Raw genomic sequence first — 23,463 nt, 5'->3', positions numbered from 1 at the left:
GCGTGAGAGCAAGGCCACTGGGCGTGGGGGCTGCGCGGCCCCGCGGCGACCGGGCAGCATGGGCCGGAACGGAAGGAGCACGGATGCAGTTCGGGCGCAGTTACGAGGAGTTCGAGGTCGGCGCGGTCTACAAGCACTGGCCCGGCAAGACGGTCACCGAGTACGACGACCACCTGTTCTGCCTGCTGACGATGAACCACCATCCGCTGCACCTGGACAGCCACTACGCCGAGCAGACCACCCAGTTCGGCAAGAACGTTGTAGTCGGCAACTACATCTACTCGATCCTGCTCGGCATGTCGGTGCCCGACGTCAGCGGCAAGGCGATCGCCAACCTGGAGATCGAGTCGCTGCGGCACATCGCGCCCACCTTCCACGGCGACACGATCTACGGCGAGACCGTCGTCCTGGACAAGTGGGAGTCCAAGTCCAAGGACGACCGCGGCGTCGTGTACGTCGAGACCAAGGGCTACAAGCAGGACGGCACGGTGGTCTGCCTGTTCAAGCGCAAGGTGATGGTCCCGAAGAACTCCTACCTGGAAGCGCGGGGCGGCGAACAACCCGGCCGCCCCACGCCACTCAGTTAGACCGGCCGGAACTCCACCAGTACGGCGGACGGCATGGTCAGCGTCAGCCGCACCGCCTCGCCGTCCCGAGCCAGTCGCTCACTCTTCAGCGTCGAATGAGCCGCCAGTTGTGTCCACTGCTCGTCGGTCGGCCAGTCACCCACGCCCAGCTCAGCGGCTGCGGCAGCCAGGTCACCTGATCCGTTGGGGGTCAGGTACGTCGCAGTCGCGGCCCAGCCGGCGTCCACTCCGGGCACCGACAGCTCCACCGTGCGGGTGAGTGCCGGGTCCCCGTCGGCCTTGGTCTGGTCGAGGGTCAGGTTCCACAGCAGGACGGCGACCCGGTCCCGATCGCGCGAGGCCCAGGTCTCGACCAGGCTGCCGGCGCCGTCGCCCTCCGCGGCGACCGGGAGCTGGACCGGGCCGAGACGGCTGAGCAGCGACATCGCGTGGAAACGCGGCTTCGGCAGCCCGCCGACCGTCTGCAGGCCGAAGCCGCCGTGCAGCAACCGCGGCGGCCGGCCGAGCTCCTCGAAGTGGTCCGAGGCCACCCAGTACGCCAGCGCGTCCACCCGGCCGGCGGCCGATTTCATACCGCGTAGCAGGAAGATCCCGGAGAACACCGAGTCGTTGATCGGGTTGAAGTGGGTCGGCGTGACGCCCCACTCCGTCCACAGGATCCGCGCGTCGCCGAACCCGTGCCGCTCCAGCGAGGCCCGGACGTCGAGCGGCGGGCTCCCGTAGGTGTGCGTCGTGACGAAGTCCACCGGGGACCCCACGGAAGCGGCGTGCGCGAGCAGGTCGTCGACCCAGCCGGCCGCGGCCGACGAGGGTCCACCGACCGCCAGGCGCGGGTCGACCGACTTCACCGCGGCCGCCGACACGTCGTACAGGCGCATCCACTCGGCCTTGGTGCCGGACCAGAACACCTCGAGGTTCGCCTCGTTCCAGACCTCGAAGTCCCAGCCGAGCACCTCATCCAAGCCGTAGCGGTCGATCAGGTGCTGCACCAGTGCGCGGATCAGCTCACCCCAGCGCTCGAACGAATGCGGTGGCGAGATGATCGCGCCGTACTCGAAGACGGTCTTCGACGGGTCCGAGGCCAGATCGCGCGGCATGAACCCGAGCTCGACGACCGGCCGCAGGCCGAGACCGAGCAGCTTGTCGTAGATCGCGTCCACCACGGTGAAGTCGTAGACCGGCTCTCCGTCCACCTCGGTGTAGACCCGGGTGTCGTCGTGGAAGATCGCGTGCGCCCGCACGGTCCGTACGCCGATCTCGTCGTGCATCCGGCGCAGCGCCTGCTCCAGCTCCGGCCCGATCTCCCGGCCGCCGCTCAGGTCCGTGCACAGCAATTGACTGAGCCGCTCGCTGCCCACCATCGGCACCCACGGGCGCGGCAGCTCGACTCCCTCAGCATGTGCGTCCACCTCCACCCGCACGACCGGTACCGAGCCGTCAGCCAGCAGCGGCACGGCCCCGACGACGTCGCTGGCCCGGCCGGCCACCGTCACCTCCGGCACACTCGCCACGGCGTACCGGTACGGCGTACCGGGCGTGCAGGTGGTGTCGACGTACGGCGGCGCCGGCACCGACAGCACGTCCCCGCTGTGGTGGTCGACCGGCTCCAGCGGCCCGTCCTCCGGTCCGCGCAGGATCAGGTACCCGACCGCGCCGGGCACCGGCGACCAGTTGATCGTCACCTGGCCGACGCCACCGACCGCGCTCACCTCCTTGGGCGGGTCCAGGTCGGGGAACGCGAACTCCCGGTCCTCGTCGCTGCGGATCGCGATCCGGGCGTCCCAGTCGGCCTTGGCGTCACTGTGCATACTCGTCGATTCTCCCGTGGTGGTCGTGTCAGTCGAGCCCGGCGGTGAACTGCTCCATCGCGATCAGCGGCTTCACCCGGCGCTCGACGGCACCGCGGCTGAAGTTGCGCCGGATCACGTCCTGGCCGAACACGTTGCCGATGGCCCCCATCACCATCGCCTGGTCCAGCGACAGGTACCGCTTGGCGATCAGCCCGGACTTCACCGCGACCGAGTCGTAGAACCCGCCGCCGGCGTAGGCCTGCAAGCTCGACTCGATCTTCGCCAGGTTGTCGATCGCCTGCCGCGGCGCGTACTGCATCGCCAGGAACGCCGCGTGCGGGGTGACCACGCCGTCGCCGTACGCCGGGTTCGGATTGGTGCCCTCGCGGCAGCCCTCGAAGCCGGCGTCGTAGTTGGTCGCCTCGAGGTCCGACGGGTAGCCGCCGGGATCCATGCCGATCGCGTCCACGCCGTACACGCTGTAGCCGCCCTTGGGGTTGGAGGCCGGCGAGAAGCCCCAGTACCCGTACTTCGCCTCGTCGAGCCCGTGCTCGATGTGCGCCCGCACGGTCAGCGGGTGGTTGATCGCCCAGCTCTTCGCCGCCCAGCGTCCCTCGGGCACGAACAGGTCCGGCATCAGCGACTCGAACATGTCGCCGCCCCACGACGGCACCAGCCGCATCCCGCGGTAGGAATAGCTGCCCTCGAAGACGTCGATGCCCAGATATGTCCGGTGCACACCCTTCGGGCGCTGCTCGACCCACGACCAGTCGCACGAGTCGGGGAAGGTCCGGTACGTCGCGAAGTACTGCTCCGGCGGCACCTGACCGAGCGCGATCCCGATGTACGGCGCGATCCGGGCCTCGGTGTTGCAGGTGTCGTAGTGGAACTTGCGGTAGTACACGTCCGGGCCGGTGCCGGCGTGGTTGCCCTTGTCGGTCTCCTCGTCCGGCGGCGGCGTCTCGAAGAAGCCGCCGCGCATCAGCCCGGCGCCGACGCCCGGCCGCGCGTTCGGGTTGTAGTAGTAGGCGAAGTTCATCTTGCCCAGCAGGGAGTCGGCCAGCCGGCGGACCCGCGGCTCGGCGTTGCGCACCACCATCAGCGCGGCCGCGAACCAGCCGTTGTCCACGCTGGACACGAACGGCGTGATCGCCTTGGTCCCGTCGGGGTCGACGCGCAGCACCTCACCGGTCGACTCGTCGTACCAGTTGAAGTACATGCCGCTCGGGTCGTGGTGATCGACCCTCGTCATCGTGGTGAGGGTCTGGGTGAGCCGGCGCAGCGACTCCTGCGGGGAGATGATGCCCAGCTCGCGGGCGACCACCGTGCTCCACAGGTAACCGCCGATGTTGGTCGGCGAGGTGTACCTGCTGCGCACCGGATCGGTGACCGATGCCCCGATGTTGTCGGCGGGCAGTCCGGTCTTCTCGTCGGTCATCGCGACCAGACTGCGCCAGGTGTCGCGGGCCCAGCGGCCGACCAGGGCCTTGTCCTGACGACTCGGCTTCCACCCGCCCTTGAGCAGCTCGGCGGGGGAGCGGGGTTCGGCGTACGCCGGAAGCGCGGTCCCGACGAGTGCGGCGGTTCCGGTGGCGGCTAACAAGGTGCGGCGACTGATGTTGGCGGTCATCGTGCGTCTCCTTCTATTTGAGTCCGGTGATCGCGATGCCTCTGGTGACATGACGCTGGAACACCACGAACATCACCAGCACCGGTACGACGACCACGACCGCGCCGGCCATCAGCAGGCCGTAGTTCTGCGCGTTCTGCCCGGTCGAGTACAGCGCCAGGGCGACGGGAAGGGTGTACTTGTCCTCGGTCTGGGCGATCACCAGCGGCCAGAGGAAGTTGTTCCAGGAGCCGAGGAAGGTGAGGATGCCGAGCGTGGCCAGCGCGGGCCGGGTCAGCGGCAGCATGATCCGGGCGAAGATGCCCAGCTCGCTGGTGCCGTCCACCCGGCCGGCGTCCATCAGGTCGTCCGGCAGCCCGGAGAAGAACTGCCGCATCAGGAAAACGCCGAACGGCGAGACCAGGAACGGCAGGATCAGGCCGGGATAGCTGTTGGCCAGCCCGGCGTTGGTGACGAACACGAACAGCGGCACGAAGGTGACCATGCCGGGCACCATCAGCGTCGCCAGCACCAGCACGAACAACGCGTTGCGGCCCCGGAACCGCAGCTTGGCCAGCGCGTACCCGATCATCGAGCAGAAGATCAGGTTGCCCGCCGTCACCACCAGGGCGACCACGGTCGAGTTGAGGAAGTAGCGCGGGAAGTTGGCCTTGCCGAACAGGTCGTCGTAGTTCTGCGTGGTCGGTGCCTCGGGCAACCACGTCGGCGGCACCCGGAGCAGTTCGCCCTGGGTCTTGAAGCTGCCCAGCAGCATCCAGACGAACGGCGCGGCGACCGCGACCAGCCCGAGCACGGCGATCAGGTAGATCCACCAGGTACGGCGCATCACTTCTCCCTCAGCAGCCGGAACTGGATGAAGGTGATCACGGCGATCACCACGAACAGCAGGTAGGCCATCGACGTGGCCAGGCCGTAGTTGCCGAAGCCGAACTGCTGGTAGGTGTACATCGACACCGAGATGGTCGAGTTCAGCGGTCCGCCCTGGGTCATCACGAACGGCTCCTCGAAGAACTGCAGGTAGCCGATCCCGGTGGTCACGCTGGTGAACAGCACGGTCGGCCGCAGCAACGGCAGGATCAGGTACCTGAACCGTTGCCACGGGCCCGCACCGTCGATCTGGCCGGCTTCCTCGACGGTCTGCGGGATGCCCTGCAGCCCGGCCAGGAAGATGATCATCGCCGAGCCGAAGTTGCGCCAGACCGCCATCGCGATCAGCGACGGCATCGCCCAGGTCTTCGAGGCCAGCCAGTTCGGCCCGTCGACGCCGAACCAGCCGAGCACGGTGTTCAGCAGCCCGGCCTCCGGCGCCAGCACGAACCGCCAGATCACCGCGATCGCGACGATCGAGGTCACCACCGGCAGGTAGTAGCCCACCTTGAACAACCCCTGGAACCGCTTGATGCCCCGGTCCAGCAGCACCGCGGCCGCCAGCGCGACGACCAGCGTCAGCGGCACCCCGATCAGTACGAAGTACGCCGTGTTGAAGGCGGCCTTGCGGAAGGTCTCGTCGGACAGCGCCTTGACGTAGTTGTCCAGCCCGACGCCGTTCACCGCGAACGGCGTGCGCAGGTCGCGCTGCTTGATGTCGGTGAAGCTCATCCCGAACGAGCCCAGCACCGGCCCGGCCGTGAAGGCCAGGAACAGCACCACGAACGGCAGGACGAGGATCCACGCGGCGGCCGTCTCGCGCCTGTGAGATCGCATCCTCGATCAGCTACCGGTGCCGATCGACGAAGCCTTGGTCTGGATCGCCTTCGCGGTCTCGGCGGGGGACTGACCGGCCTTGGCCATCTTCTCGATCTCGGCGTCGAACGCGGTCGCCACCTGCTCCCAGCTGACGATCGACGGCGGTGCCTTCGCGGTCTCCAGCTGCTTGCCGAACACCGGCAGCAGCGGGTCGTTGGCGATGCTCGGGTCCTGCCACGCGCTCTGCACGGCCGGCAGGTCGGTGGACAGCTTGAACCAGTTCGCCTGGGTCTTGGCGTCGGACAGCCACTTCACCAGCTTCCAGGCGCTGTCCTTGTTCTTGCTCGCCTTGAACACGACGAAGTTGCTGCCGCCGACGAACGACGTGGAGGTCTTGTTCTTCGGCAGCTCGAACACACCGATGTTCGGCTTGATCTTCTCGCCGCCGAGCTTGGCGATTGACCCGGCCATCCACGGGCCGGAGATGAACATCGGCACCTGGCCGCTGACGAACTGCGCCTCGGTCTGGTTCGGCGGCAGGTCGGTGCCGGCCAGCTTCTCGGTGAAGAAGGACTGGTAGTACTTCAGCCCCTCCTGCATCTCCGGGGTGTCGAAGGTGAACTCCTTCTCGTCGTCGGTGGTGATGTTCGCACCGGCCGACCAGGCGAACGGCATCACCGTCTGCCAGGAGCCCTGACCACCGGGCTGCAGGTTGATGCCGTACTTCGCGCCGGCCTTGTCCTGCATCGCCTTGGCCATCGCCTTCAGGCCGTCCCAGTCGGTCGGCGGCGTGGTGATGCCGGCCTTGGCGGCCAGGTCCTTGCGGTAGTAGACGACCCGCGTCTCGACGTACCAGGGCACGCCGTAGCTGACGTCCTTCACCTTGGTGGTGTCCAGCGCGCCGGGGTAGAAGCTGCTGGTGTCGATCCCGGCCGGCGTCGGGTCGAGCGCGCCGAGATCGGCGAACTCGCCCATCCAGGTGGTGCCGACCATCGCGGCGTCCGGCAGCGACTGCGCCGTGATCGCGGTGGTGAATTTGTTGTGTGCGGAATCCCAAGGGATCGGCGTCACCGTCACCTTGGTGCCGGGATTGGCGGCTTCGAACTCCTTGGTCAGCTTGGGCAGGTTCTCGCCCTCGGTGCCCATCGCCCAGACGGTCAGGTTGCCGGTGGCCGGGTCGCTGCCGATGCTGGTGGTCGCCTGCGGTGCCGCCTCGGGGGAGTCCTCGGACCGGCCGCAGCCGGACAGGGCCAGTGCCGCGGCGGTGAGTACGGCGCCGCCGGTCACCAGCCGGCTGCGGGTGCTCTGGGTGATCATGCTCGTCTCCTCAGTCGGTTACTGCTGTCCGTGCCGTCCCCCGGGTGCGTGCCGCAACTCGCGCGCAGCACGAGCTCTGTGGGTAGTACGTCGTTGCGCGCGCGGGTGCGTTCCCCGGTCACGCGTTCGTGCAGTCGTAAGGCGGCCAGCCGGCCGAGCTCGGCCATCGGCTGCCGGACGGTCGTCAGCCCCGGCGACACGTACCGCGCGGCCATCACGTCGTCCCACCCCGTCACCACGACGTCGTCCGGTACGCCGACGCCGCCGTCTCGCAGCGTCTGGACGACCGCCAGCGCCAACTCGTCGTTGGCGCAGATCAATCCGTCGGGCATCCTGCCGCCGGTCCCGTTCCCGCGGGCGGGTCCCGTCCGGGTCCGGCCTCTCGTCGCCGCACCGTTTGGAGTTGCTGCAAGCAACTTCGTCGCCAGGCCGGCCCCCGCGTCCTCCGTCAGTGGCACGCGCTCGGGCTCCGGGACGTCCAGCTCGCGGGCTCGCAGCGCCGTCGCGAAACCCGCGTAGCGCTCCGACACGTCGTACGAGCTGGCCGGATCGCCGACGAACAGCAGGTCCCGCCGCCCGTGGTCGAGCAGTCGGGTGGTCAGCCGCTCGGCGCTGGCCGCGCTCTCGGTCCGGACCGAGTCGCAGCCGGTCACCGGCGGGTGCGCGACCAGGACCACCGGCACCTTGGCGCGGCGCAGGTCCTGGATCACGTCCAGCCCGAGTGCGTTGCCATGGACAACGATCCCGTCCACCCGGCCGGCCAGGTCGCGCACTGTTCGCTGGGGTTCGGGGTTTCCGTGCGTGACGGTCAGGATCACGCTCTGCCCGTGCTCGCCGGCCCAGCGCTCGTACCCCATCAGCAGGTCGCCGTAGAACGGGCCGGCCAGGTCGGGCAGGACCAGTCCGTGCGCCTCGTGCCGTTGCACCGCGAGACTGCGGGCGGCCCGCAGCGGAACGTAGTTCAGCTCCTGCGCGGCCTGGTCGACGCGGGCTCTGGCCTTCGCCGACACCGGTCCGGTGCCCTGCAGGACGCGCGAAACCGTGGCGATCGACAACTGCGCGAGCGCGGCGACGTCATAGATCGTCGGCGGCCTGCCGGTCGGTCCGGACGGCATCGCGAGCCTCCTTCGGCAAAAGTGGAAGCGCTTACAGTTTTCGACCCTGCCCTGTGAACCGGTGGTTGGTCAAGGGTTCACGGCCGCTGCGTTCGTGGTCTGAGACGATGGATCGGTGACCACACACGCAGAGTCAGCGGAACGCAAGGACCAGCTCTGGCTGGTCCGGCACGGGGAGACCGAGTGGAGCAGGTCGGGCCGGCACACGTCCACGACCGACCTGCCGCTGACCGCGGAAGGTGAGCGGATCGCCGGCGAACTGCGCGAGCGGCTGGCCGGCCACGACTTCGATCTGGTGCTGACCAGCCCACGCCAACGCGCCCGGCGGACGGCGGAACTGGCGGGCTTCGCGAACGCCGAGGTCGACGACGACCTGGTCGAATGGGACTACGGCGACTACGAAGGCATCACCACCGCGCAGATCCGCGAGACCGTGCCCGGCTGGACGGTCTGGGCGAATCCGGTACCCAACGGCGAAACGCCCGACCAGGTCGCCGCGCGCCTCGACCGGGTGAACGCCCGGATCGCCGCCGTCGACGGCGACGTGCTGGTCTTCGGTCACTCCCACGCCCTGCGCGCGCTGACCGCCCGCTGGCTCGAGCTCGACGTGACCGAGGGCCGCCACTTCGTGCTGAACACCGCCACGATCTCGGTGCTCGGCTGGGACCGCGGCTCGCCGGCCGTTCACCAGTGGAACGCGTAGAGCGCGATCTCACCCACCTCACGAAACCCGATCCGCCGGTAGACCGGCTGCCCGGCCGCCGAGGATTCCAGGACGGCGTACCGCGCGACGTCGGCCGCCGCTCGTACGGCGTACTGGGTGATGGCGGCGCCGATGCCCTGCCGTCGGGCCTCGGGCACGGTCATCACGAAGTAGAGTCCGGCGACTCCCGGAGTCAGGAAGACGGTTGCCGTCCCCACCGGTTCGCCGTCGAGTCGGGCGAGGTAGTGCCGCCACGGGTCGTCGAAACCTTGCTGCCGGTAGATCCGGCCGACCCACGCGGCCTCAGTGGGGCCTTCGCCGAATCCGCGGCCGAGCGTGTCCACCCAGACGGCCAGGTCCTGTTCGGTCCGGACTCGGGCGATCTCCAGACCGGGCGAGGTCTGGGCGGTGACCTGGGCGATCTCGACGGCCATCGCCGGCTCGCGGCCGTCGTCGGTGAACCCTGCCGCCAGCAGCCGTTCGGCCAGGTTGTGCGGTCGCATCGACGGACCCACGTGCCAGGTACCGGGCACGCCGTGGGCCTTCATCAGTTCGACGGACTCGGCGATCACGTGGTCGGCCTTCGACAGGTCCGCCGCCACGACCGCGTTGTGGTAGTCGATCGGTGACCCGCCGATCGTCCAGCGGACCTCGCCGTCGTCGCGCTGGGTGCCGCCACCGGCCGCGCCCATCCGCATCAGCAGTTCGGCCGCGTTGTGCTCCACTGCTTGCGCCAGATCGTCCATCGGCTCATTGTCCGCCCCCTGGCGGGGACCGGCACCGGGATTTCAGCCGGGCAGGGCGTTCCACTGGGCGAGGGTGGAGGCGAGCAGGGTGGCGGTCGGCAGGTTCTCGAACTCGTCGCGGCTGACGAACCGGGCGTCGTCGGCGTCGTCGCCGGCGCGCAGTGTGCCGCCGACCGGCTCGGCCTCGTAGTCGCGGATCACGTACAGCCGCCGGCCGGGCGCCTCCCGCTCGACCTCGCCGACCAGCTCGCCGACCCGCACCTGGAGACCGGTTTCCTCCGCGACCTCGCGGGCCACGGCGGTCGGGTCGTCCTCGCCGGGCTCGACCCGGCCGCCCGGCAGCGACCACAGGCCGCGACCGGGTTCGTTGGCCCGCTGGACCAGCAGCAGGCGGCGCTGGTCGTCGTACACAAGGGCTCCGACACAGTCGACCCGGTCACGCTCCATGTGGATAACAGTAAGGACCAGGGCGCGGTCCGGATAGCATCTCTGTCGAGACTTTGTCCAGAGAAGGGATCCCGATCGCTCGTGCGCATCGACCTGCACACCCACTCGAACCGCTCGGACGGCACCGACCCGGTCGACGTCCTGATCGCGCACGCGAAGCGGGACGGCCTGGACGTGATCGCGCTCACCGATCACGACACGGCCGACGGCTGGGCCGAAGGCCGGCGCGCCGCGGAGGAGCTCGGCATCGGGTTCGTCCCCGGGATCGAGATCTCCTGCAAGCTGCAGGGCATCGCCGTGCACCTGCTCGGCTACCTGCCCGACCCGTCGTACCAGCCGCTGGCCGAGGAGCTGCGGATCGTGCGCGACGGGCGGACCGACCGGATCCCCTCGATCGTCGCCCGGCTCAACGGCATGGGCGTCCAGCTCACCGTCGACGAAGTGCTCGCCCAGGCGACCGGTACGCCGTCGGTCGGCCGGCCGCACGTCGCCGACGCCCTGGTTGCCAAGGGCACCGTCGCGGACCGCGGTGAGGCGTTCGACCGGTTCCTGGCCGACGGCCGGCCGGGTCACGTGTCGCACTACGCGATCGAGCCGGGCCGCGCGATCGACCTGGTCCGCGCCGCCGGCGGCGTCCCGGTGATCGCGCACCCGTGGGGCCGCTCCAGCCACAAGGTCGTCACCGCGGAGACGATCGCCCGCCTGGTCGCCGACCACGGGCTGGCCGGCATCGAGGTCGACCACCAGGACCACTCGCCGCGGTCGCGGGAGACGCTGCGCGGGATCGCGCAGGATCTCGGCATCATCTGGACCGGTTCGAGCGACCACCACGGCCTGGGCAAGATCAACCACGATCTCGGCGTGAACGGCACCGACCCGGAGCAGTTCCAGCGGCTGCTCGAGGTCGCCAAGGTCAACGCCGCGGCCAGTGGGGCGCACGCGCCAGAGGTCTACCTGCCGTGAACTCCGTGATCAACTTCGGCCTGCTCAGCGAGGTCTTCGTCACGCTGTTCGTGATCATGGACCCGCCCGGCACGGTGCCGGTGTTCATCTCGCTGACCGCCGGCCAGTCCCGGGCGGTCCGCAAGAAGGCCGCCTGGCAGGCCGTGCTGGTCGCCTTCGGCGTGATCGTGGTGTTCGCCGCGTTCGGCCAGCAGATCCTGCACAACCTCGGCATCACCCTGCCCGCGCTCCAGGCCGCCGGCGGTCTGCTGCTGCTCCTGATCGCGCTGCAGTTGCTGACCGACACCGCCGAGGACCCGGTCCAGACCAAGAACGTCAACATCGCCTTCGTCCCGCTCGGCACCCCGCTGCTGGCCGGCCCCGGCGCGATCGTCGCCACGATGGTCTTCGTCCAGCGCGCCGACGGATCGCTGCCCGAGGTCGTCGCGATCTCGGTCGGCATCGTACTGATCCACCTGGTGATGTGGCTGACCCTGCGCTTCTCCGGCCTGATCATGCGCGTCCTCGGCGAGAACGGCGTCCTGCTCGTCACCCGCATCGCCGGCCTCCTGCTCAGCGCCATCGCCGTCCAGCTCGTCGCCGACGCGGTCGCGGACTTCATCAAGGCCGGCTGAATCAAGGCCGGCTGAATCGAGGCAGGCTGACCGGCGCCGTGCCAGCGCCGTGTGCGTGCCGTGCCAGCGGGGTGCCGGAGGCTGGGGTCACCGAACCACAGAGGGGTGACCATGACCACGAAAACCGTGAACAAGCTGGCCGTGCCGGGCGCGACGTTGCACTACGAGGTGACCGGGAGCGGTCCGGTGCTGCTGCTGATCGCGGGCGGTCTCACCGACGGGGGCGTCTTCGACCTGGTGGTCGGGCAGTTGGCGGCCGACTACACCGTGGTCACCTACGACCCGCGCGGCAACTCCAGGAGCCCGTACGACGGTCGGCCGGCTGACGAGCGGGTCGACTGGTCGGCCGAGGACGCGCTGGCGCTGATCGACGCGGTGGGCGGCGGCGAGGCGGCGTACGTGTTCGGGAGCTCGTCCGGGGCTGTCACCGGGCTGGAGCTGATCACGCGGCACCCCGATCGGGTGCGGATGCTGATCGCACACGAGCCACCGGCGGTCGGCGTACTGCCGGATGCCGCGACCGCGCACGCGTTCTTCGAGGACGTGCACGCCACCTACGCCGAGGACGGTGCGATGGTGGCGCTGCGCCTGTTCGCCGGCGGGCTGGGCCTGGACGAGGACGACCGGCCGGCGCTGGAGGATCTGCGGCCGGAGTACCGGCAGGCCGTGGAGCGGATGCTGGCGAACGCCGACAACTTCTTCGCCCACAAGCTGTTGCCGTTCACCCGCTACCGCCCGGACCTGGGTGCGCTGCGCGAGGTCGCCGCCAAGATCGTGCCCGCGGCCGGCGCCGACTCCGCCGAACACTTGCCCGCCCGCGCGATCGCCGTCATCGCCGACGAGATCGGCTGGCCGGTCGTCACGTTCCCCGGCGGCCACACCGGCTACGCGACCCATCCCGTCGCCTTCGCGACCCTGCTCAGCCGGCTGCTCGAATCGGATCTGACCGGCTGATCCCGGCACGGTTGCGGGCAGCCGCAATAGCAGTTGACGCCCCGCGGCGGCCCGGCGTACCGTCACTGTCCTTCCCTTGACAACGGCGTGCTTCGGCGCGCCGCCACAGTGGTGTCCGAACCCCCGGGTCCTTCTGGATCCGGGGCAGTTCAGCGTGCCGCTGTGTCTCGGACACCACCTTCGCGACAGTGTTAGGAGGTTGCCGTGGGCGTCTACTGGGCGATCGCGGTCCGGTCGTTCCGCCGGTTCTCGACGTACCGGATCGCCACCTTGTCGGGCGCGTTCACCAACACGGTTTTCGGCTTCATCTTCTGCGGCGTGTACCTGACGCTGTGGGACCAGCGGCCGAATCTCGGCGGGTACGACGTGACCGACGCGCTCACGTTCGTCTGGCTGCAGCAGGGACTGCTGTCGCCGATCGGGATCTTCGGCGCGAGCACCACCGTCGAGCTCGGCGAGCGGATCCGCACCGGTGCCATCGCCGTCGACCTGTACCGGCCGACCCATCTGATGCTGTGGTGGTTGTCGGTGGACGCCGGCCGGGCGGCGTTCGAGTTGCTGGCTCGCGGCGGCGTACCGCTGCTGGTCGGCTCACTGGTCTTCGACCTGCGCTTCCCGACGTCCGCGGTGCAGGGGCTCGCGGTCGGGATCGCGCTGACGTTCGGGATCCTGGTCAGCTTCGGCATCCGGTACCTGGTCGCGTTGTCCGGGTTCTGGATCACCGACTCGCGGGGGTTGGAGGGACTGGCGATGGTGCTGTCGCTGTTCTTCTCCGGCACGATCCTGCCGCTGGTGGTGTTCCCGGGCTGGTTCGGTGAGTTCGCGCGAGCGACACCGTGGGCGGCGACGATGCAGGTGCCGATCGACGTCTGGCTCGGGCAGGACCTGCCGTCGCGGGCGCTCGCGTTCCAGTTCGGCTGGATCGTCGTGCTGCTGCTGATCGGGCGGTTCGCGACCGTTCTGGCGACCCGGAAGGTGGTGATCCAGGGTGGCTGACCTGTCGTTGCGCAGGGCAATGGTCTGGCCGGGTCAGTACTGGATGCTGGTGTTGATGTGGATCCGGTCCTCGCTGGCCTACCCGGCGTCGTTCGTGTTCCTGTTGATCGGCTCGGCGCTGGTCACGGTGACCGACTTCGTCGCCGTGCTGCTGATGTTCAGCCACATCGAGAGCTTCGGCGGCTTCGATCTGGGCCAGATGGCGCTGCTGTACGGGACCGCCTCGATGACGCTCGGCATCGCCGACCTGGTCACCGGCTCGATCGAACGCGTCGGGCAGCGGATCCGCTCCGGCGACCTGGACGTCTGGCTGGTCCGCCCGGTCCCGGCGTTCGTCCAGGCGGTCGCGGACAACTTCGCGTTGCGCCGGCTCGGCCGGCCGCTGCAGGCCGGACTGATCCTCGGGCTGGGCATCGGTGCCGTCGACATCGACTGGACCGTCGGCAAGGTGCTGTTCCTGACCCTCTCGCTGGTCAGCGGCGCGCTGATCTTCGCCGCGATCTTCGTGCTCGGCGGCGCGTTCCAGTTCGTCTCGATCGACTCCGCCGAAGTGGCCAACTCGTTCACCTACGGCGGGCAGCAGCTCACCCAGTACCCGCTGTCGATCTTCGGCCAGGACATCGTGCGCGCCGTCACGTTCGTCGTACCGCTGGCCTTCGTGAACTACTACCCGGTGCTCTACGTGCTGGGCAAACCGGCCCCGCTGGGCCTGCCGTCCTGGATCGGCCTGCTGGCCCCGGCCGTCGCGGTCGTGATGACCGCGATCGCGTCGCTGGCCTGGCGAGGCGGTCTCCGTCGCTACCGCAGTACCGGGAGTTGATCGTCGTGCCCGTCATCGAGCTGGACCAGGTGTCCCGCGCGTTCACCGTCTCCACCCGCACCGGCCTGCGTCGCACCCGCCGCGAGGTCCGCGCGGTCGACGCTTTGTCGTTCACCGTCGAGCCCGGCGAGGTGATGGGCTACATCGGCCCGAACGGCGCCGGCAAGTCCACCACGATCAAGATGCTCACCGGCATCCTGGTCCCCACCAGCGGCACCATCCGGGTCGCCGGCGTCGACCCGTCCCGCCACCGCACCCGGCTGGCCAAACGCATCGGCGTCGTCTTCGGCCAACGCACCACGCTGTGGTGGGACCTGCCGCTCAAGGACTCCTTCGCCGTGCTCCAGAAGATGTACGGCGTCCCGCGCGACCGCCACCGCGAGAACCTCGCGACCTTCGTCGAGCTCCTGGACCTCGGCGACCTGCTCGACGTCCCCGTCCGCCAACTCTCCTTGGGCCAACGCATGCGCGGCGACATCGCCGCCGCCCTGCTGCACGACCCCGAGATCGTCTACCTCGACGAACCCACCATCGGCCTGGACATCGTCAGCAAGGCGCGCCTCCGGTCGTTCCTGGCCCAGCTCAACAAGGACCGCGGCACCACCGTCATCCTCACCACCCACGACCTCGACGACATCGAGGCCCTGTGCTCCCGCGTCATGGTCATCGACCACGGCCACCAGGTCTACGACGGCACCCTCGCCGGCCTGCGCGCTTCCCAGTCCGCCCCGCGCACGCTGGTCGTCGACCTGGCCACGCCACACCCGCCGATCACCGTCCAAGGCGCCACCGTCACCCGCACCGACGGCCCGCGCCAGTGGCTCTCCTTCCCACCCACCACCTCAGCCGCCCCACTCGTCGCCGAAATCGCCGCGACGTACCCGCTGGTGGATCTGTCGGTCCAGGAACCCCCGATCGAATCCATCATCACCAAGCTGTACGCCGGCAGCTGAGCGCTACCCGAGATCCGCGGCCAGCGAGGCGAAGACGACGTCGGGGTCCATCGGGCTCGGGTCCTGACGCCACCGGCTGACCGAGTCAGGCCACCGCTGCTCGTCGACCGTTCCGACGCCGGCCGCGATCAGTCGCCGCGCCTCGGCGATGCCGATGTCGGAGAACTCCAGCTCGTTGCGGAAGAAGAAGTCGTCGCTGGCACCTTCGTTGCGGTGGAACTTGCCGGTGTTCGCGACGTAGGTCCACACGTCCTGGTCGATCACCGCGGCCACCCACAGGTCGCTGCCGTCGTCGTTCTTGATCACAAACAGCCGCGTCATCGTGACATCCCATCCTGTCGGTCCTGCTGCCGGTGGTGCTCTCGGTGCTGATTGTCCCGGACGGTGGGGCGATCGGTCTCGACGGGCCCGCACCCCCTGGAGTTCGCGGCGTTCCGGTCGCCGTACCGTCTGGGGACGACCGGGACCCCGCCCAATGTCTTCAGGCCCGCCAGGCCGTCCGGTTCGGTCATCGCGGCCGAGATGGCGACCGCGTCCCGGCCCGCTCGAGCGCGAGCTGCTGGCGATTGGGTGCGATCACGCTGTACGGCGTACAGCTGGGTGGTTGCCTCTTTCACCTTCAGCGACTCGCGGGAGTGCACCTGGAGTTCGACGATTTGTCCCCTGGTGCGGAGGACGACGTGCACGCCTTTGTACCGGCTCCGGTCGACGTACGACTGACGGGCGGCTTGCGTCGTCCAGCCTTTGGCCAGCAGCCGGTCCACGGTCCTGATCGCGGTCTCGACGAGCTGATGCGGATGGTCCGTGCCGACCGTGTAGCGCAGGACGTCCTCGGGCTGCTGCTGTCCCTTGTCCCGGCGGTAGTCGGTCTGCGTGCTGATCTTGCGCGCCAGCGACTGCGGGGACTTCAGCCGGTTCTGCAGGCGGTAGGAGAACCCCTCGGAACCGATCGCGTCGAGGATGTCAGCGGTCACAGCAGGTTCGACCTGCGCGGAGCGGGCCAACAACCTGGCGCTCTGCGCCGTCGCGTCCGGCCCGTACGCCGCGCCGATCTCCGCCCACGTCGGCAGCGGGTCGCCCCAGTCGAGCTCCCCGTGGGTGCTGAGCCGGGCGTGCAGCTCCGTGGGCTCGGGCAGGTCGGGTGGTGGCGTGGCGGCTGGCATCGTGGTCCCCCAGGTGGTCGTGGTCCTTCGACGGTAGTTATTCGCGACGTGGCTGTGGGGTGGAAATCCGGATCTGTGGATAACCCCGCGGACCGGCGGCGTGTGACCTGGTGGGAACGGGGTCGTTGCTGTTCTGGAGGGTGGGACCCAACCGGGTGGGGGGTGGAGAGGGTAGACAGGGTGTGGCTGCGACGGTGATCGAGCGGGGTGGGGTGGTGGTGCCTCCGGAGGACGGCGCCGGATTCGTCGCGTGGGTGCGGCCGCATCTGCCGGCGATGGCTCGGGTGGCGGCTCGACTGGCGGTGGGGGCGGATCGCGACGACATCGTGCAGGAGGCGCTGGCGCGGGCCTGGATGAAGCGCCGGCAGTACGACGCGGCGCGGGGATCCGCGTCGGCGTGGTTGTTGGCGATCACGGCCGATCAGGCGCGCAAGGCGGCCCGGCGAGTTCGGCCGGTGGCTGAGCTGGCAGAGGGCGACGTGGTCGAGGCGCGCGGGGATGTCGAGGGCCGGGTCGACGTCGGGCAGGCGATGGAGGCGCTGTCGGCGCGGCAGCGGCTGGCGGTGGACTGTTTCTACTTCGCCGACCTGTCGGTGGCCGACACGGCGGCGGTGATGGGGTGCTCCGAGGGCACTGTGAAATCAACTCTTTCCGATGCGCGGGCTCGCCTGCGGTCCTTGCTGGAGGTCAGCGAATGACACCGACCGACGAGATCGACGAGCTGCTGCGGCAGGCGGGTTCTCGGTGGCGGGCCGGGCAGCCGTCGGCGCCGGAGCCGGACCTAGAGCGGATCACTCGCGGCCGGAAGCCGCGGCGCTGGGTGGTCCCGGCGCTGGCGGCCGCGAGCGTGGCGGTGATCGCGACGGCGGCGCTGATCTGGCTGCCGAGCGGCGACGATCCAGTGGTTGCCCCTAGCAACGACAAGGCACACCCCCTGGAGGTGCGGGACGGCGACCGGGTCGAGGTGAGCGGTCGGGTGGTCGCGGCGCCCGGCGTACCGGTCCGGTACTGCCTGCCGTTGCCGACGACCGCGGAGCTCGGCCCCGGCGGAATGCCGCCGGCGTGCCCACCGGGTGCAGCGGTGGACCTGACTGGGGTGGACCTGAGCCGCCTGGTCGGTCTGAGCGTGATCCAGGGGGTGAAATCGGGCCAGGCTCGCCTGGTGGGCACGTGGAAAGCAGGCTCGATCGCCGTCGAGCAGCAAGGGCCGCCGACTCAGGCGCAACCCGAGGAACCGGCGCCGGGTGTGCCGTGCGCGGCTCCGGCCGGAGGCTGGAAGCCCGGGGACGCGAGTCAGTCGATCACTCCCGCGGTCGAGCAGTTCGTGAAGGCGCGGACCAGCCAGTTGCAGAACCCGTGGATCGGCTGGCCCGAGGGCTTCCCGACCGCGATCGAACCGGGAGCCCCGCCGAACAAGCCGAGCGTGGTGATGATCGGCGTCGCGCACGGAGACGTCGCGACGGTACGCCGGGCGCTGGAGCCGCTGGTCGCGGGCAACCTGTGCGTGACGCAGGTGAAGGTGAGCCAGGCGGAGGCGGCCGAGCAGCAGAAGGCCGTCGAGGCGCTGCCGGCCGCGGAGTACGGGATCACCGCGGTCGGTCTCGGCCCCGGCGACCGGCCGGTGCGGGTCGAGTTGCGGGTGGTGGACGAGAAGACCGTGGCCGCGCTGCAGCCGATCGGACTCGACACGCTCGATCTGAAGCCGTACATCCGGCCGGTTTCCTAGAGAACGAGCCCTCCGGCCCAAGCGGGCCGGAGGGCGCCTGGATCAGCTGGTCGCTTCCGGCCCGGTCAGGATCTTCAGATCGCGTACCGAGTACGACAGGCTGCCGCGGAAGCCGATTCCCTTGCGGATGATCTTCAGGTCGGCCAGCTCCTCGCCGGGCGCCGGCAGGAAGGTGAGATCGCTGGTCCCGGACCACGCGTTGGCGACGGTCGGGTTCTCCAGGATCGACTGGGTCAGCTCGTGCACCGCCGGGTTGTCGAAGTTGCCGGCCGTGAGCCGCGGGAAGTGGCGCAGGTTGACGATCGGCCGGCCCAGCGCGGGAATCGTGCCGCTCGGCTTCTCCAGGGTGACCCGGGCCTCGGCGAGGCGGCGGCCGGCCGACGACATCGCGGCCGCGAAGGTCCCGCCCGGGCCGACCACCGGCGCCGCGTGGCCGGCGACCGGGAACGCCCGGGTCTGCTTGATCACCCCGAGCTTCTTCGGGAAGCCCTGGAACCAGCCGCGGGCCAGCGCCGCGTCGTTGTCGACGTAGATGTACGGGCACCACGCCACCGGCGCGCCCTTGAACTGCGCGTCGAGCAGGACCAGGAACTCCGAGTACAGGCTGCGGTCCGGATCCAGGTATTCCTGGTGGTCCCCGGAGAACTGCCAGTCGATGAACAGCGCATAGCCGTGGCCGGCTGTCACCGGGTCGGGCGTCAGCCCGGCCGGCAGTGCCGCGGCGGCCGCGTCGGCGGAGGTCCAGAACTCGGCGCCGATCAGGTCGCCGACGTAGTGCCAGGGCGGGGCCCCGACGATGTTGGCCGTACCGCGCGCGCTCAGCGGAAGGCTGTAGCCCTTGAGCTCGCCGGGCGGCAGCGCGGTGTCGGTGGCGGAAGTGGTGCCGGAAGTGCCGACCGCGGAGGCGGGCGAGGTCAGAGTGGACGCCGCGACCGTGGCCGCGAGTCCACCACCGAGCAGGCTACGGCGATTGACCGAGCCCGTACGGTCTGTGCTTTCGGTTGTCATGCGCGCAACGCTAGGCAGCGCGAATAGACGTCCGATCGCCACCGGATCGTCAGATCGATGCCGTTGGCAACGACCAACCTGTCGCCGGTCAGCGGTCGTGGAAGAAATCCACCAGGATCCGCGCGGTCGCGGCCGGCTGATCGATCGCGGGGGAGTGCCCGGCGTCGGCGATCACCTGCGGCTTCACCCCGAGGATCCTGGCCATCCGGTCCTGCACCGCCAGCGGCCAGCCGTCGTCGCTCTCGCCGTACGCGACCTGCACCCGTACGCCGGACTCGGCCAGCTGCTCGGTCCGGTCCTCGGCGTCGATCAGCCGCTTGGTGATCTCGGCCAGACTGGCCGGCACGTTGCCGGTGAACCGCTTGCGCAGGAACGCCGCGATCTCGGTCGCCGGCGCGACGTACCGCGGGTCCTTGCTGTCGTGCTCGAGCTTCAGGTCGTACACCTGCTCGATCGGCAGGTTGTCGAGGCCGAAGGCCAGCATCTGCAGCGCCTGCACCTTCGCCTCGTCGCTGAAGCCGCCCGGACCCGAGCAGAGCAGGGTGACGGTGGAGAACACCGACGGGTCGGCCAGCACCGCCTCCCGCGCGACCAGACCGCCGAACGAGTGCCCGACCAGCTGGCTGTAGCCGCCGAGCTCCTTGCTCATCGCGACCACGTCGAGCGCGAGCTCCGCCAGCGTGTACGCCGACGGATCGGCCGGGCCCGGCGTCTCGAACTGGCCGCGCTGGTCGACCGCGACCGCGCGCCAGCCGAAGCGCGCCAGGTGGTCGACCAGCGGGGTGAAGTCCTCCTTGCTGCCCGTCCAGCCCGGGACCAGCAGCACGGTGCCGAGCGGCGTACCGACGTCCGGAACGGCCTGCAAGGTGGCGAAGCTGCCTCGGTCGGTGTCGAGGGTGACGGGACGGACTCCGTCGGGCAGGGTCAGGGTGCGCGGCGTACTCACGACTCCACGGTATCCCGCTGCCTGGTCCGCAACAGGGTGGCGGTCGCCACAGCCAGCACCACGATGATGCCCAGGCTGACCAGCGCCGCGAGCTGTACGCCGTCCGTGTACGCCGCTCTGGTGAGCTCCAGGACCTCTCGGGCGAGCGGCTGCGGCAGGTGCTCGGCGACCGCGACCGCACCGCCCAGCGTGTCTCGTGCCTCGCTGGACACTCCAGCGGGAAGGCTTTGCTCGGTCACCTGGCCGCGGTAGACCGCCGTCACCAGACTGCCGGACACCGCCACGCCCAGCGCCATCCCGAACTCGGTGCCGGTCTCACCCATGCCAGAGGCGACTCCGGCGCGCTCGGGCGGAGCACTGCCGACCACGAGGTCGTAGGTGAGAGCCAGCACAACCTGGATGCCCAGACTGGCGATCGTCAGGCCTGCAACCACCGCTGCCCGGCCGGAGAGCGCCATCAGCGCCAAACCCGGCACCGCGATCAGGAAGCCGAGCGTCATCGCCGTACCGGCGGGCAGCCGGCGTACGACGAACGGCGCGCCCAGTGTGCCGACGATGCCGGCCGCGGCGATCGGCAGCATCCACAGGCCCGACTCCAGCGGGGACAGGCCGAGCACGAGCTGGAAGTACTGGACCGCGAGGAACTGCATGGCCGCCAGGACGTAGAGGCCGAAGGTCTGTGCACCGAGCGACACACTGAAGGCGGTCCGGTGGAACAGTCGCAGGTCCAGCAGGGGTTCGGTGAGCGTCAGTTGACGCCGTACGAAGGCGTAGCCGGCCACCAGCCCAGCAGCCAGTACGGCGAGCGTCGTGACGTGCAGGCCGTCCTTGGCCGTCTCCTTCAGCGCGTAGACCACCGCGACGATCGCGCCCATCGACAGCGCGACGCTGGCCAGGTCGATCCGGCCGGAGCCGGGGTTGCGGAACTCGGGCAGCAGCGGGCGGGCCACGGCCAGCAGAAGCAGCAGCGGCGGGACGCCGATCAGGAACACCGAGCCCCAGTGGAAGCGCTCGAGCAGGACGCCGCCGACCAGCGGACCGGCGATTCCGCCGAGCATGAAGTTCGTCATCCAGATCGCGATCGCCAGCTGGCGCTGCCGCGGATCGCGGAACATGTTGCTGATCAGCGACAGCGTCGACGGCATCAGCGTTGCGCCGGCCAGTCCGAGCAGGGCCCGCGCGGCGATCAGCAGTTCGGCGCTGGTCGCGAACGCCGCGAGCAGTGAGGCGCCGGCGAACCCGGCCGCGCCGATCATCAGCAGCCGGCGGCGGCCGATCCGGTCGCCGACCGTGCCCATCGTGATCAGCAGCCCCGCCACCACGAAGCCGTAGACGTCGATGATCCACAGCAGCTGCGAACTGCTCGGACCGAGATCCGCGCTCAGCATCGGCGCGGCCAGGTGCAGCACGGTCATGTCCAGGCCGAGCAGGATCGTCGGCAGAGCCAGTACGGCGAGTCCCAGCCACTCGCGGCGGGTCGCCCGTGGTGTCGTCTCCAGGGTCGTCGTCATGCCGAACATCCTGAAACTTCAACAATGCTTTAAGTCAACAGGCGCCCCGGCAGGCGGTGTGTTCCACCGTGCGGCACAATGGCCGGGTGCCGCGGACGCTGGCAGTCGCCAATCAGAAGGGCGGGGTGGCCAAGACGACCACCGTCGCCTCGCTCGGTGCTGCCCTGACCGAGCTCGGGCAGCGCGTGCTGCTGGTCGATCTGGACCCGCAGGCCTGTCTGACCTTCTCGCTCGGCGTCGATCCCGAAGACCTCGACACCTCGCTGCACCACGTCCTGCTCGGGGCGGCGAAGGTCCGCGACGTGCTCATCGCGCTCGACGAGGGGCCGGACCTGGTGCCCGCCACGATCGAGCTGGCGACGGCCGAGGTGCGGCTGTCCCGCGACAGCAGCGCGGAACAGGCGTTGCGCACGGCGCTGCGGCCGCTGGCGTCGTCGTACGACTGGATCCTGATCGACTGCCCGCCCACGCTCGGCCTGCTCACCGTCAACGGGCTGTCCGCCGCGTCCGAGGTGCTGATTCCCTTGCAGTGCGAGACGCTCGCGCACCGCGGAGTCGGCCAACTGCTCGACACCATCCACGACGTCCAGCAGCTGACGAATCCCGGCCTCGAGATCCTCGGCGTGCTGCCGACCCTGTACGACGGCCGGACGACGCACGCGCGCACGGTGCTGGAGACGATCGCCGGGACCTACGAGCTGACGGTGCTGCAGCCCGCGATCCCGAAGTCGATCCGCTTCGCCGAGGCGCCGGCGATCGGCCAGACCATCCTGGCCACCGCGCCGGCGACGCCCGGCGCGGCGGCGTACCGGGAACTGGCCAAGTCGCTGCTCTGAGGTTCAGGACCGGTCGGGCGTCGACGGCGCGGCGACCGGCGTACGGCGCAGGCGGTGCCGGAACCGCCACAGCGGGACCACGATCAACGCCAGCACGATCAGGAACGGCAGCAGCGCGCCCAGCACGGTCGCGAGCGCGACGAACGTTGCGGTGAAGGCGTTCCAGCCACCCGCGAGCCCGGCGAGGAATCCCTTGTCGTCCTTGGCCTCGACCGGCGCCTTGCCCGGCTCGGCGATGACCAGGCTGAGCGTGGCCAGTTCGGTCTGCCCGGACAGCGCCTTCTGCTTGGCCAGCAGGGCTTCCAGGTCGGCCTCGCGCCGGGTCAGCTCGGACTCGACCGAGACGATCTCGGCGATCGTGGTCGCCTTCGCCAGCAGAGCGCGCATCCGTTCCAGGCTGGCGCGCTGGGAGGCGATCCGGCTGTCCACGTCCACCACCTGCTCGGTGACGTCGCTGGACTCCTGGTGGATCGCGGTTCGCGTGCCGAGCGCGGAGAGGCGCTCGATCGCGGTCTCGTACGCCGCGGTCGGCACCTTCAGCACGAGGTTCGCGCGGGTGATCCGGCCGTCGCTGTCGCTGCCGGTGTCCTCGGAGGCGACCTGACCACGCAGGCCGGTGACGACGGAAATCGCGGCCTGGCGCTGCTTGTCGACGTCCTCGTTCTCGATCGTCAGCGAACCGGTCTTGACGATCGCCCTGGTCAGCGCGGGCTGCGCCGGGGCCCCGCCTTTGTCCTTCGGCGCGGCCTGGCCGGTCGATCCCGCTTCGCCCTGCGGCTGTGCGTCGCTGAACTGCGGGGCCGCGGCGTCCCCGGCCGACGAGCTCGATTCGTTGCCACTGCCACTGCAGCCCGACAGCACCACGGCCGCCAGCACGACCCCTGCCGCCACGGCGGTGATTCCTGTCTTCGCCATCGCCCACACCTTTCCCCTCGACGATCTGTCCACCTAG

General features: G+C 69.8%; 25 protein-coding genes. 11 read left to right on the top strand and 14 right to left on the bottom strand.

Features of this window, described 5'->3' with window-relative positions; translation table 11 throughout:
• Window positions 1–83 precede the first annotated feature (83 nt).
• Window positions 84–587, top strand: coding sequence for a MaoC family dehydratase (locus ACQPXM_RS31550; protein WP_432940379.1), 504 nt, complete (start codon window positions 84–86; stop codon window positions 585–587).
• Here ACQPXM_RS31550 and ACQPXM_RS31545 read toward each other — a convergent pair.
• Genes ACQPXM_RS31545 through ACQPXM_RS31520 form a run of 6 tightly spaced genes read right to left on the bottom strand, consistent with a single transcriptional unit; the run spans window position 584 to window position 8,125 of the window.
• Complete coding sequence (locus ACQPXM_RS31545; protein WP_432940377.1) at window positions 584–2,395, bottom strand: GH39 family glycosyl hydrolase; 1,812 nt, start codon at window positions 2,393–2,395, stop codon at window positions 584–586. The two genes, ACQPXM_RS31550 and ACQPXM_RS31545, sit on opposite strands and share 4 nt — an antisense overlap.
• Window positions 2,396–2,423: 28 nt before the next feature.
• Window positions 2,424–4,007: a glucoamylase family protein gene (locus ACQPXM_RS31540; protein WP_432940375.1), complete on the bottom strand. Its 1,584-nt coding sequence runs from the start codon at window positions 4,005–4,007 to the stop codon at window positions 2,424–2,426.
• A gap of 13 nt (window positions 4,008–4,020) precedes the next feature.
• Complete coding sequence (locus ACQPXM_RS31535) at window positions 4,021–4,833, bottom strand: carbohydrate ABC transporter permease (RefSeq protein ID WP_432940372.1); 813 nt, start codon at window positions 4,831–4,833, stop codon at window positions 4,021–4,023.
• Window positions 4,833–5,711 (bottom strand): carbohydrate ABC transporter permease, encoded by an 879-nt coding sequence (locus ACQPXM_RS31530; RefSeq protein ID WP_432940369.1) that lies wholly within the window; start codon window positions 5,709–5,711, stop codon window positions 4,833–4,835. The genes ACQPXM_RS31535 and ACQPXM_RS31530 overlap by 1 nt, the downstream gene beginning before the upstream one ends.
• A gap of 6 nt (window positions 5,712–5,717) precedes the next feature.
• On the bottom strand, window positions 5,718–7,010 hold the full coding sequence (locus tag ACQPXM_RS31525; RefSeq protein WP_432940366.1) for a sugar ABC transporter substrate-binding protein: 1,293 nt from the start codon (window positions 7,008–7,010) through the stop codon (window positions 5,718–5,720).
• Entirely contained in the window at window positions 7,007–8,125 is a 1,119-nt protein-coding gene (locus ACQPXM_RS31520) for a LacI family DNA-binding transcriptional regulator (RefSeq protein WP_432940363.1), read from the bottom strand. The genes ACQPXM_RS31525 and ACQPXM_RS31520 overlap by 4 nt, the downstream gene beginning before the upstream one ends.
• A gap of 115 nt (window positions 8,126–8,240) precedes the next feature.
• Between ACQPXM_RS31520 and ACQPXM_RS31515 the strand changes: the two genes are divergently transcribed.
• The gene (locus ACQPXM_RS31515) at window positions 8,241–8,828 is read left to right on the top strand and encodes a histidine phosphatase family protein (RefSeq protein WP_432940361.1); all 588 of its coding nucleotides are present in this window, start codon (window positions 8,241–8,243) and stop codon (window positions 8,826–8,828) included.
• On the opposite strand, the gene ACQPXM_RS31510 is transcribed toward ACQPXM_RS31515, so the two are convergent.
• Window positions 8,810–9,574: a GNAT family N-acetyltransferase gene (locus ACQPXM_RS31510; RefSeq protein ID WP_432940359.1), complete on the bottom strand. Its 765-nt coding sequence runs from the start codon at window positions 9,572–9,574 to the stop codon at window positions 8,810–8,812. The genes ACQPXM_RS31515 and ACQPXM_RS31510 overlap by 19 nt on opposite strands.
• Window positions 9,575–9,616: 42 nt before the next feature.
• A complete protein-coding gene (locus ACQPXM_RS31505; RefSeq protein ID WP_432940356.1) occupies window positions 9,617–10,021 on the bottom strand; it encodes an NUDIX hydrolase in 405 nt (134 codons plus the stop codon).
• Window positions 10,022–10,102: 81 nt separating this feature from the next.
• Between ACQPXM_RS31505 and ACQPXM_RS31500 the strand changes: the two genes are divergently transcribed.
• The 6 genes from ACQPXM_RS31500 to ACQPXM_RS31475 all read left to right on the top strand — a co-directional run bounded on the left by ACQPXM_RS31500 (window position 10,103) and on the right by ACQPXM_RS31475 (window position 15,321).
• Window positions 10,103–10,984 (top strand): PHP domain-containing protein, encoded by an 882-nt coding sequence (locus tag ACQPXM_RS31500; RefSeq protein ID WP_432940353.1) that lies wholly within the window; start codon window positions 10,103–10,105, stop codon window positions 10,982–10,984.
• The gene (locus ACQPXM_RS31495) at window positions 10,981–11,598 is read left to right on the top strand and encodes a MarC family protein (protein WP_432940350.1); all 618 of its coding nucleotides are present in this window, start codon (window positions 10,981–10,983) and stop codon (window positions 11,596–11,598) included. The genes ACQPXM_RS31500 and ACQPXM_RS31495 overlap by 4 nt, the downstream gene beginning before the upstream one ends.
• A gap of 111 nt (window positions 11,599–11,709) precedes the next feature.
• Complete coding sequence (locus tag ACQPXM_RS31490) at window positions 11,710–12,552, top strand: alpha/beta fold hydrolase (protein WP_432940347.1); 843 nt, start codon at window positions 11,710–11,712, stop codon at window positions 12,550–12,552.
• A 204-nt stretch (window positions 12,553–12,756) separates the two neighbouring features.
• Window positions 12,757–13,548: an ABC transporter permease gene (locus tag ACQPXM_RS31485; protein WP_432940345.1), complete on the top strand. Its 792-nt coding sequence runs from the start codon at window positions 12,757–12,759 to the stop codon at window positions 13,546–13,548.
• On the top strand, window positions 13,541–14,368 hold the full coding sequence (locus ACQPXM_RS31480; RefSeq protein ID WP_432940343.1) for an ABC transporter permease: 828 nt from the start codon (window positions 13,541–13,543) through the stop codon (window positions 14,366–14,368). The genes ACQPXM_RS31485 and ACQPXM_RS31480 overlap by 8 nt, the downstream gene beginning before the upstream one ends.
• 5 nt (window positions 14,369–14,373) lie before the next feature.
• Window positions 14,374–15,321 carry an ABC transporter ATP-binding protein gene (locus ACQPXM_RS31475; RefSeq protein WP_432940340.1) on the top strand — a complete coding sequence of 316 codons (948 nt, stop codon included), beginning with the start codon at window positions 14,374–14,376 and terminating at the stop codon, window positions 15,319–15,321.
• Between the two features lie 3 nt (window positions 15,322–15,324).
• On the opposite strand, the gene ACQPXM_RS31470 is transcribed toward ACQPXM_RS31475, so the two are convergent.
• Both ACQPXM_RS31470 and ACQPXM_RS31465 read right to left on the bottom strand, forming a co-directional pair.
• Window positions 15,325–15,642, bottom strand: coding sequence for a hypothetical protein (locus ACQPXM_RS31470; RefSeq protein WP_432940338.1), 318 nt, complete (start codon window positions 15,640–15,642; stop codon window positions 15,325–15,327).
• Window positions 15,639–16,484: a hypothetical protein gene (locus ACQPXM_RS31465; protein ID WP_432940335.1), complete on the bottom strand. Its 846-nt coding sequence runs from the start codon at window positions 16,482–16,484 to the stop codon at window positions 15,639–15,641. Before ACQPXM_RS31465 ends, ACQPXM_RS31470 begins: the two co-directional genes overlap by 4 nt.
• 182 nt (window positions 16,485–16,666) lie before the next feature.
• Here ACQPXM_RS31465 and ACQPXM_RS31460 point away from each other — a divergent pair, with 182 nt between their 5' ends.
• Together ACQPXM_RS31460 and ACQPXM_RS31455 are read left to right on the top strand one after the other, a co-directional pair.
• Entirely contained in the window at window positions 16,667–17,182 is a 516-nt protein-coding gene (locus ACQPXM_RS31460; RefSeq protein ID WP_432940332.1) for an RNA polymerase sigma factor, read from the top strand.
• Window positions 17,179–18,210 (top strand): hypothetical protein, encoded by a 1,032-nt coding sequence (locus ACQPXM_RS31455; protein ID WP_432940330.1) that lies wholly within the window; start codon window positions 17,179–17,181, stop codon window positions 18,208–18,210. The genes ACQPXM_RS31460 and ACQPXM_RS31455 overlap by 4 nt, the downstream gene beginning before the upstream one ends.
• 42 nt (window positions 18,211–18,252) lie before the next feature.
• On the opposite strand, the gene ACQPXM_RS31450 is transcribed toward ACQPXM_RS31455, so the two are convergent.
• The 3 genes from ACQPXM_RS31450 to ACQPXM_RS31440 form a co-directional block, all read right to left on the bottom strand.
• Complete coding sequence (locus ACQPXM_RS31450) at window positions 18,253–19,218, bottom strand: acetoacetate decarboxylase family protein (protein ID WP_432940328.1); 966 nt, start codon at window positions 19,216–19,218, stop codon at window positions 18,253–18,255.
• Window positions 19,219–19,306: 88 nt separating this feature from the next.
• Window positions 19,307–20,164, bottom strand: coding sequence for an alpha/beta fold hydrolase (locus tag ACQPXM_RS31445; protein WP_432940325.1), 858 nt, complete (start codon window positions 20,162–20,164; stop codon window positions 19,307–19,309).
• Window positions 20,161–21,675 (bottom strand): MFS transporter, encoded by a 1,515-nt coding sequence (locus ACQPXM_RS31440; RefSeq protein ID WP_432940323.1) that lies wholly within the window; start codon window positions 21,673–21,675, stop codon window positions 20,161–20,163. Before ACQPXM_RS31440 ends, ACQPXM_RS31445 begins: the two co-directional genes overlap by 4 nt.
• Window positions 21,676–21,761: 86 nt before the next feature.
• Between ACQPXM_RS31440 and ACQPXM_RS31435 the strand changes: the two genes are divergently transcribed.
• Window positions 21,762–22,511: a ParA family protein gene (locus ACQPXM_RS31435; RefSeq protein ID WP_432940321.1), complete on the top strand. Its 750-nt coding sequence runs from the start codon at window positions 21,762–21,764 to the stop codon at window positions 22,509–22,511.
• A gap of 3 nt (window positions 22,512–22,514) precedes the next feature.
• On the opposite strand, the gene ACQPXM_RS31430 is transcribed toward ACQPXM_RS31435, so the two are convergent.
• On the bottom strand, window positions 22,515–23,426 hold the full coding sequence (locus ACQPXM_RS31430; protein ID WP_432940318.1) for a DUF4349 domain-containing protein: 912 nt from the start codon (window positions 23,424–23,426) through the stop codon (window positions 22,515–22,517).
• Between the last annotated feature and the right edge of the window lie 37 nt (window positions 23,427–23,463).

Source organism: Kribbella sp. CA-253562 (assembly GCF_050942265.1).
In the GTDB taxonomy this organism is placed as follows: Bacteria; Actinomycetota; Actinomycetes; order Propionibacteriales; family Kribbellaceae; genus Kribbella.
This window is presented reverse-complemented; position numbering and strand designations above follow the sequence as displayed.